Here is a 1980-nt window from a genome sequence, read left to right as displayed (position 1 = left end):
AGACAGATGTGGTCATGCTAGACGCCAAACTGCTGGGTATCGAGGAACTCAGCGACGTCTACATGGCCAGTGTCGAGTTCTCCGGCATGATTCGCGAAGACGTTTCGACCGGCCCAAGCCCCTTCCGCGAGGTGTGGAACATGACCAAGCCGCGCAGCGGTGGTGGCTGGCTCGTCGCTGGCGTACAAGCGCTGCAATAAAGCCCCACGTTCGCGCACTGCGTGTCGCTCTCTGCCCCCCGAGGGGGCGCTGCGCCTGCGGACCGGCGAAGCCGGATCCGCGGCCCTGGCTGAAATTTAAAAGCCCCCTCATCGCTAGCGATGGTGGGGCTTTTTCAATCTGCTGCAAAATCGGGGGCGTATGCGCACCAACACCACGTCCCCTTTCACTTTCCTGCAATCCCTCGCTGCCCGTTTTCAGCCGCCCGGCTGGGTGGTCGATGAGGGGCAGCAGAAGCTGGTGCTGTTTCTAAACCATGTGCTGATGCAGGAAAAAGAGGCGCAGAACCGCTTGCTGCGCAAAAAGGGCAGCGTGGTCCATATGCGCTGGGGCGTGTTTGCGCTGGACCTGCTGATCACGCCGGCCGGATTGCTGGACCGTGCCGCGCCGGGCGCCAAACCCGACCTTCTGCTGGCCGTTGCCGCTGAATCACCCTCGGTGCTTGTGCAGTCGGTGTTAGCCGGCAAGGCGCCACCGGTCAAAATCGAAGGTGACGTACAGTTGGCTGCCGAGCTTGGCTGGCTGGCTGATAACCTGCGCTGGGATGTGGAAGAAGACCTGTCCCGCGTCATCGGCGACGTGCCCGCCCACACGCTGGCCGGCTTCGCGCGCCAGGCCATCACGGGCCTGCGGCAGTTCCTGGCCCAGGCGCCGGTTCCCGCGGCCGCTTCCTCAGGCGCTGTGACGGTGCCGCCCGTGCCCGAACCGCCGAAAGCCGCTCCATGAGCCGCCTGTTCCGCGGCGTTTTTATCGTCTGGACCGTGTTGCGCTTCGGGCTGGACGAGCTGGTGCTGTCGAGTTTTAGCAAGCCGTGGATACGCACGCTGACGCGGGTGGTGTCGCTTGGGCGCGACCTGCGCTCGCCGCGCGGCGCGCGCCTGCGCGAGGCACTGGAAAGCCTGGGCCCTATATTTGTCAAGTTCGGCCAGGTCATGTCGACCCGCCGCGACCTGCTGCCGCTGGACATTGCGAATGAGCTGGCGCGGCTGCAGGACCGGGTGCCGCCCTTTGATACCGACATCGCGATTGCCATCATCGAGAAATCATTCGGCCGCCCGATTGCTGCCATCTTCGACACCTTCGAGCGCCAGCCGGTCGCCAGTGCCTCGATTGCGCAGGTGCATTTCGCCACACTGCCCGGCGGCCGCGAGGTCGCGGTCAAGGTGCTGCGGCCCAACATGCTGCCGGCGATCGAAAAAGACCTGGCATTGATGCACATGATGGCCGGGTGGGTCGAAGGCCTGTCGGCCGACGGCAAGCGTTTGAAGCCGCGCGAGGTGGTCGGCGAGTTCGACAAGTACCTGCATGACGAGCTGGACCTGCTGCGCGAAGCGGCCAATGCGGCGCAGCTGAGGCGAAACATGCAGGACCTGAACCTGGTGCTGATTCCGGAAATGGTCTGGGACTTCTGCATGCCCGACGTGATGGTGATGCAGCGCATGAACGGCGTGCCCATCAGCCAGGTGCAGCGCCTGCGTGACGCCGGCGTGGATATGAAAAAACTGGCGCGCGACGGCGTCACCATCTTTTTCACCCAGGTGTTCCGTGACGGGTTTTTCCACGCCGACATGCATCCAGGCAACATCCAGGTCAGCCTGGAGCCGGCCACCTTCGGCCGCTACATCTCCCTGGACTTCGGCATCGTCGGCACCCTGACCGAGGTCGACAAGGAGTATCTGGCACAGAATTTCAGCGCCTTTTTCCGGCGCGACTACAAACGGGTGGCTGAGCTGCATATCGAGTCGGGGTGGGTGCCAGCAC

General features: G+C 63.8%; 2 protein-coding genes and 1 pseudogene. All 3 read left to right on the top strand.

Annotated elements, in window-relative coordinates:
* Positions 1-200, top strand: a pseudogene (locus H0W47_RS17790) (Tim44 domain-containing protein); the annotation flags it as partial.
* Positions 201-360: 160 nt separating this feature from the next.
* Complete coding sequence (locus H0W47_RS17785) at positions 361-945, top strand: hypothetical protein (protein WP_296926820.1); 585 nt, start codon at positions 361-363, stop codon at positions 943-945.
* Positions 942-1980: AarF/UbiB family protein (locus H0W47_RS17780; RefSeq protein WP_296926818.1), on the top strand; the 1039-nt coding region annotated here is incomplete at its 3' end. The genes H0W47_RS17785 and H0W47_RS17780, both read left to right, overlap by 4 nt.

The organism is Polaromonas sp., from assembly GCF_013817205.1.
Lineage (GTDB): Bacteria > Pseudomonadota > Gammaproteobacteria > Burkholderiales > Burkholderiaceae_C > Polaromonas.
The sequence above is the reverse complement of the archived record's forward strand: the minus strand, read 5'-3'. Positions and strand labels throughout refer to the sequence as shown.